Origin of the sequence: Caldivirga sp. (genome assembly GCF_023256255.1) — an archaeon.
Taxonomy (GTDB): Archaea; Thermoproteota; Thermoprotei; order Thermoproteales; family Thermocladiaceae; genus Caldivirga.
This window is the reverse complement of sequence record NZ_JAGDXD010000005.1, coordinates 38,656-44,655: the sequence shown is the minus strand read 5'-3', so window position 1 is coordinate 44,655 and position 6,000 is coordinate 38,656. Positions and strand designations below refer to the sequence as shown.

The window sequence follows — 6,000 nt, the reverse complement described above, 5'->3', positions numbered from 1 at the left end:
CGTTGAATTCAATGAGCTTAGAAGCATCATACAATGGCAAATGATTAAGTACGGTAAGGAGTTTAGGCTAGTGAATCCAAGGGACACCTCAAGGACATGCTCAAGATGCGGCTATGTGGTTAAGGAACTCAAACTCAGTGATAAATAGTGTCTTAATCAGTTGACCTTAATGAACGTAAGTGGGTTTATGTTCATAGTGGTGTTTGCAGCATCAATAATTATTGGTAAGTTAACTCCAGTGGCCGTTAGTAAGGCTTCGGATAAGCTGGTGATGCCTATTGTCATAATTCTAATATTCACAATAAGCCTGTGGGGCGGTGGCCAATTAACAAGCGTAAGTGGGGCTGGGTTTCTCATAGCCTACTCATTAACGTATGCGTTATTATCGGTGGCGTTATCATACGTAGTGGGGGTTATGATGGGGGAGAGGCGGCGTAATGGTTCATTTAGGCCTATGAGTAAGGCACCGTTAGTATTCATAGTAACTTTAACTGTGGGTTGGTTACTTGGCGCAGTCCTCCATGTAGTAGGCGTAGGCAGTATTGTTGAGGCTGAGTTAATAGCGTTGGCGGGGATTATTGGCTTATCCTCAAGTAGGGTAATGAGCATTAAGTCACTTATTGCTGGGGGAAGAATTGGAGTGCAGGCCGGGGTAAGCGCGCTCTTAGGCAGCGTAATCGCAGGTTCATTACTATCATTTATTTTTAACATTAGGCTGAACACGTCATTAGCCATAGCCTTAGGTATGGGTTGGTACACGTTCACTGGACCAGTGGTTGCACTATACGCGGGGCCATACTACGGCTTACTTGCATTCCTCTCCAATTTCCTTAGGGAGCAGTTAACCTTCATTCTAGTACCCTTCATACCAGGCAGTCCCCAGGCTTTGATAAGTATTGGTGGCGCAACAACAATGGATGATACGCTGCCAGTTTACGTATCAGTACTGGGTAAGGATTACTCAGTGGCGTCAATATCAAATGGTCTATTACTCACAATACTTGTACCGATAATTGTCCCATTAGTTCTAACAATCTAAGTAAATTATTTTAGTAATACTTCTTGAACCCAAGTTGAGGGGCCACTTCCCTGAAGCATCTTCTACACAGCATTAACCCATACTTCCTTATTATAGCTTCATGAGTACCACACCTAACGCACCTAATGGAACCCTTACCGAATTCCCTAGTTCTACTAGGCTTAATCTTACCCACGAGATGCTGGTGTTGAGAAACACTATAAAAGCATTTCTGCGACTTAACCGATTAACCAAGTTGAGTTAGGGAATAGTATTCATGCATATAACATTGAATGATTAGTAATGCTTAAAAGCACTGCACCACTACGCTAACTGCCCCATAACCCGGCCATAGGTGGGGTGGACCCACCCAGACTCATCAGAACCTGGAAGTGAAACGCCCCACCGCGGTGCTGAGTACTGCGGTCCGCGAGGCCGTGGGAAAGGCCCGTGCTGGGGGTGGGGCATCTTCACTTTAATCCATATTACTAAAGATTAAGGCATCCTCAGTATCCACGCTCATTAGCAGGATAAAGGGAGTCGGTAGGATGCTTGCAAAGGAGGGATGACGGCTATGTTCCCGTACCTTCATTGTTTAGTTTAATAATGCAAAGGTGTAATTATAAATATGATATTTGTGACTCCCACGAAAAGTTTTAAATAGGTGTCACGTAGGGGTGTACTGAGGTACCAAGTATGGCTGAGTTGAAGGTTGAGAACCTGACGGTTTCAGTTGATGGTAAGATTATTGTAGAGGACGTGTCATTTAATGTTAAGGGTGGTGAGGTTTTAGCGTTAATGGGGCCTAACGGTAGTGGGAAAACAACACTATTCATGACTATTGCCGGCCACCCTAAGTATACCATTGTTAAAGGTAGGATAATCCTCGATAACGATGACTTAACCACATTGCTCCCTGAGGAGAGGGTAATGAAGGGTATAATGGTTGCCTTCCAAACCCCAATTGCTGTACCTGAGGTTAGGTTATCAACGCTCATAACGGCAATGGTTAATAAAATGAATGGTAAGAAGCTTACTGATCCAGCTCCACCAAGCCTCGTAAGTAGCCTAGTTAAGAGTGTTCAGGAGGTTGGGTTAACAACAGCCCACTTAAGCAGGGGCGTTAACCATGGCTTTAGTGGGGGTGAGATGAAGAGGAGTGAGGTTCTTCAGTTACTAATGGTTAAGCCTAAGATAGCCTTAATTGATGAGCCTGATTCAGGACTGGACGTTGACGGAATCTTCGCCGTTGGTAAGGCGTTACTTAACCTAGTTAACTCAGGGACAGGCATTGTCCTAACCACCCATAGTGCCAGAATCCTCCACACACTTAAGCCAACTAGGGTACTGGTCTTAAGCAAGGGGAGGATAATTGCCGAGGGTGGGTTAGAGCTAGTGGAGGAGATTGAGAAGGTGGGTTACGAGAACTTCCTGAGGGTGAGGTCTAAATGAAGCAGGATTTACGTAGCCTAGTGGAGGAGGGTTTAACGCCTGAGGAGGTTCTTAGTAGGGATGCGCCAATTAGGAGGAGTATTGAGATTAAGGGTAAGATAACCAGTGAAGTAATTGATGAGATATCTAGGGCTAAGAATGAGCCCGACTGGATGAGGAGACTTAGGTTAAGGAACCTTGAACTATTCAATAAACTACCGGCGCCAAACTGGCTGCCTAACTGGGTCTTAGAGAACATTAACCTTGAGGAGTACTCAACGTACGCTAAACCAGACATTAACAGGGCTAGCAGCTGGGACGACATACCGCCTGAGATTAGGAAGTACTATGAATCATTGAACATACCTGAAATAGAGGCGAGGGCGTTAATGGGCCTTGGTGCTCAATTAGACTCAGAAATGATATACTTCAACATTAGGAAGCAATTGGAGGAGAAGGGTGTAATAGTCATGCCCATGGAGGAGGCTGTGCAGAAGTACCCAGACATGGTTAAGCAGTACTTCATGAAAATATTCCCACCTGAACATAAGTTCGCTGCACTCCATGGAGCATTATGGAGTGGCGGAGTATTCGTCTACGTACCACCTGGGGTTAGGATTGAGGCGCCAATTGAGGCCTTCTTCCTAATCAGTAACGCCGGTGAGGGTCAATTCGAGCACACGTTACTTATAGCTGATAAGAACAGTTACATACACTTCATTGAGGGTTGCTCAGCCCCAAGGTTCAGTAAGTACAGTTTCCACGATGGTATGGTTGAATTATACGCCCACGAGGGGGCTAGGATAAGGTTCACCACTGTTCAAAACTGGAGTAAGAACGTCATAAACTTCAATAATAAGAGGGCTATTGCGGAGAGGAACGCTAAGGTTGAGTGGGTTGAGGCAAGCATAGGTAGTATGGCTAGTTTCGTGTACCCATCAACAATACTGAAGGGTGAGGGGGCTGGAACCGAGATAACGGGTATAACAGTGGCTAATGGCAGGCACATTAAGGAGAATGGAGCTAAGGTTATACATGATGCGCCAAACACGTACTCTAAAATAGTGAACAAGTCAATATCAGCCAACGGTGGAACAGCAGTGTATAAGGGGGTTGTGTATGTTAGGAAGGGTGCTAAGTACGTTAAGTCCCATGTGGCGTGCGATTCACTAATACTTGATGAGAAGTCTAAGGCTTATACGATTCCCCATGACCAAGTATTCGAGGATACCGCGGTTGTGACCCATGAGGCATACACCGGTAGGATTAATGAGGATAAGTTATTCTACCTGAGGAGCCGAGGCTTAAGTGAGGAGGAGGCTAAGAGCCTAATAGTGCTGGGCTTCATAAGTGACGTAACTGAGGGGTTACCCTTCGAGTACGCCATGGTCTTAAACAGGGTAATTAGCCTAGAGTTCAGTAAGTACGGCAAGGTGGCTTAACCATGTTAATACCTGAGGAGCTTAGGGTTAAGGCTAGGGAACTAGCAGGTAGAATACCATACCAGTTAATTAAGGATTCCCCAACAGTGAAATACTACACCCAGTGGAGCCTCTTCGATAATTGCGTTGAGTCAAGCAATGGTAATTCACCCCCGCCTCCAATTGAGCTTAATGAATACGACCTTGTTGTTCACAATGGCCTCCTGGTGAAGGGAAGTGAATTAACTAGTAATGATGCGGCAACAGGCATAGACCCCTCAGAGTCGAGGATAATAGCGAGGCACTTCGTTAACGTAAGGGAGATACAATCATTAAGGATAGGCAACTCATCGGACAGTAGCGTTAAGGTAATGATGAGTTACAGTGGTGAGAGTAATGAAATGCATTCAAACCACGTTATAATAAACGTTGATGAGGGGGCTTTAGCCAACGTGTTCCTAAGCATTATTGGGAATGGGGGCTGTGGAACCAACATTACTGAGTTGAATATTGGCGATGGGGCTGTGGTGAATCTACTAGTCTACTCAGTTAACGTTGACCCAGCCTTCAACCTAATTAGGGTTAACGAGGGGGTTAAGGCCATGGTTAATTCATACTCAATAATCGTTAATGGAAAGATGACCCACCACAGGGAGGATTACGTACTACAGGGGAGGGAATCATCAGTCAACGTTAATTCACTTGAAGTTGGGTCAGGCTCCTCTAGGCTTGACTACATGGTGAACCTAATGCATTATGGTGAAAACTCAATAAGCAACTCCATCACAAGAGCCATTGCATTGGATTCAGCCACAGTGATACATAGGGGGTTTGGGAGGATTAGTGAACATGGGAAGTGGTCATCCACCAACATAGAGGGTAAGGTGTTCATAGGTTCAAGTAACGCAGTAGGCATGTCAGTACCAGTCATAATGGTTGATACGGGTGATGTTAATGGCGCTAGGCATTCAGCATCAGACGCATCCCTTGATGAGGAGCAGGAACTGTACCTTAGGATGAGGGGCCTAAGTAGGGAGGAGGCAATTAAGCTTATAGTCTATGACATGGTTATGGGCTTCCTAGATAACATTAATGGTGAATTCACAAGTAGTGTTAAGTACATCCGTAGTTCACTGCTTAAACTACTTAGAATATGATTCACTACTTACTTTATTTCTAATTAAGGAAAATATATAAATATTTAAACACCGAGCCTAGGTTATGATGCTGGTTATCGCCCTAGGTGGGAATGCCTTCGCCAAGACTGGCTCAAGGGTGGGTTCACCTAAGGATCAACTTGAGGCTGTTAGGGAGGCTGCAGTCGACATTGTGGACATGATTCAATTAGGCTATAGGGTAGTTGTAACTCACGGTAACGGCCCCCAGGTTGGCTTAATAGCTGAGAGGATTAGTGATTCACTAAGCCTAGACATGGCCGTTGCAGCCACGGAGGGTTGGATGGGGTACCTTCTCGTAAACGCAATTGAGGATGAGGCTAAGCGAAGGGGATTAAGCACTAGGGCGGTTGCCGTAGTCACTAGGGTTATCGTCAACAGTAATGATGATGCCTTCAGAAACCCCACTAAGTTCATTGGACCAACCTACCGTGAGGCGGAGGCTATTGAGTTAAGTGAGGTTAAGGGTTGGGTTTTCAAAAAGGACCCTAGGGGTGGCTGGAGGAGGGTTGTTCCATCACCAAGGCCAGTATCCATAGTTGAGGCTGACGTTATTAGGCAACTCATCAGTAACGGCAACATAGTTATTGCAGTTGGGGGTGGTGGTGTACCTGTTATTAATCATGAGGGTGTTGAGGCCGTTATCGATAAGGACCTGGCCACTCAACTACTTGCCAATAGTATTAACGCCGATGAATTAATGATACTGAGTGACGTGGATTACGTGTACTTAAACTACGGTAAACCTAATCAAAGGCCACTAACCACAATACGCATTAATGAATTAAGGAGGTACTATGATGATGGTCAATTCCCCGAGGGCAACATGGGCCCCAAGGTGGAGGCTGCAATTAGATTCATTGAGGGTGGTGGTAAAAGAGCCTACATAGGTAGGTTGGGTAAGGCAAGTGAATTAATCAAGGGGGCTACGGGGACGATCATACTACCTTAAGAG

Annotated in this window: 7 protein-coding genes and 1 rRNA gene; 7 read left to right on the top strand and 1 reads right to left on the bottom strand. The window is 45.3% G+C overall.

Annotated features, from left to right (window positions below):
- Together Q0C29_RS10795 and Q0C29_RS00975 are read left to right on the top strand one after the other, a co-directional pair.
- A partial coding sequence (locus Q0C29_RS10795; RefSeq protein ID WP_367173593.1) for a zinc ribbon domain-containing protein occupies nt 1-148 on the top strand: 148 nt, incomplete at its 5' end.
- A 21-nt stretch (nt 149-169) separates the two neighbouring features.
- Complete coding sequence (locus tag Q0C29_RS00975; RefSeq protein ID WP_291998790.1) at nt 170-1,039, top strand: lysine exporter LysO family protein; 870 nt, start codon at nt 170-172, stop codon at nt 1,037-1,039.
- 10 nt (nt 1,040-1,049) lie between these two features.
- On the opposite strand, the gene Q0C29_RS00970 is transcribed toward Q0C29_RS00975, so the two are convergent.
- Entirely contained in the window at nt 1,050-1,214 is a 165-nt protein-coding gene (locus tag Q0C29_RS00970) for a 30S ribosomal protein S14 (RefSeq protein WP_291998789.1), read from the bottom strand.
- Between the two features lie 145 nt (nt 1,215-1,359).
- On the opposite strand from Q0C29_RS00970, the gene rrf reads away from it, so the two are divergent.
- From rrf to arcC, 5 genes are all read left to right on the top strand, one after another.
- Nucleotides 1,360-1,480: ribosomal RNA gene (rrf, locus tag Q0C29_RS00965) — 5S ribosomal RNA — on the top strand.
- 234 nt (nt 1,481-1,714) lie between these two features.
- Complete coding sequence (sufC, locus tag Q0C29_RS00960; RefSeq protein ID WP_291998788.1) at nt 1,715-2,470, top strand: Fe-S cluster assembly ATPase SufC; 756 nt, start codon at nt 1,715-1,717, stop codon at nt 2,468-2,470.
- Nucleotides 2,467-3,891 (top strand): Fe-S cluster assembly protein SufB, encoded by a 1,425-nt coding sequence (gene sufB / locus Q0C29_RS00955; protein ID WP_291998787.1) that lies wholly within the window; start codon nt 2,467-2,469, stop codon nt 3,889-3,891. Before sufC ends, sufB begins: the two co-directional genes overlap by 4 nt.
- Before the next feature lie 2 nt (nt 3,892-3,893).
- Nucleotides 3,894-5,027, top strand: coding sequence for a SufD family Fe-S cluster assembly protein (locus Q0C29_RS00950; protein ID WP_291998786.1), 1,134 nt, complete (start codon nt 3,894-3,896; stop codon nt 5,025-5,027).
- Nucleotides 5,028-5,091: 64 nt separating this feature from the next.
- The gene (gene arcC, locus Q0C29_RS00945; protein WP_291998785.1) at nt 5,092-5,997 is read left to right on the top strand and encodes a carbamate kinase; all 906 of its coding nucleotides are present in this window, start codon (nt 5,092-5,094) and stop codon (nt 5,995-5,997) included.
- Nucleotides 5,998-6,000 lie beyond the last annotated feature (3 nt).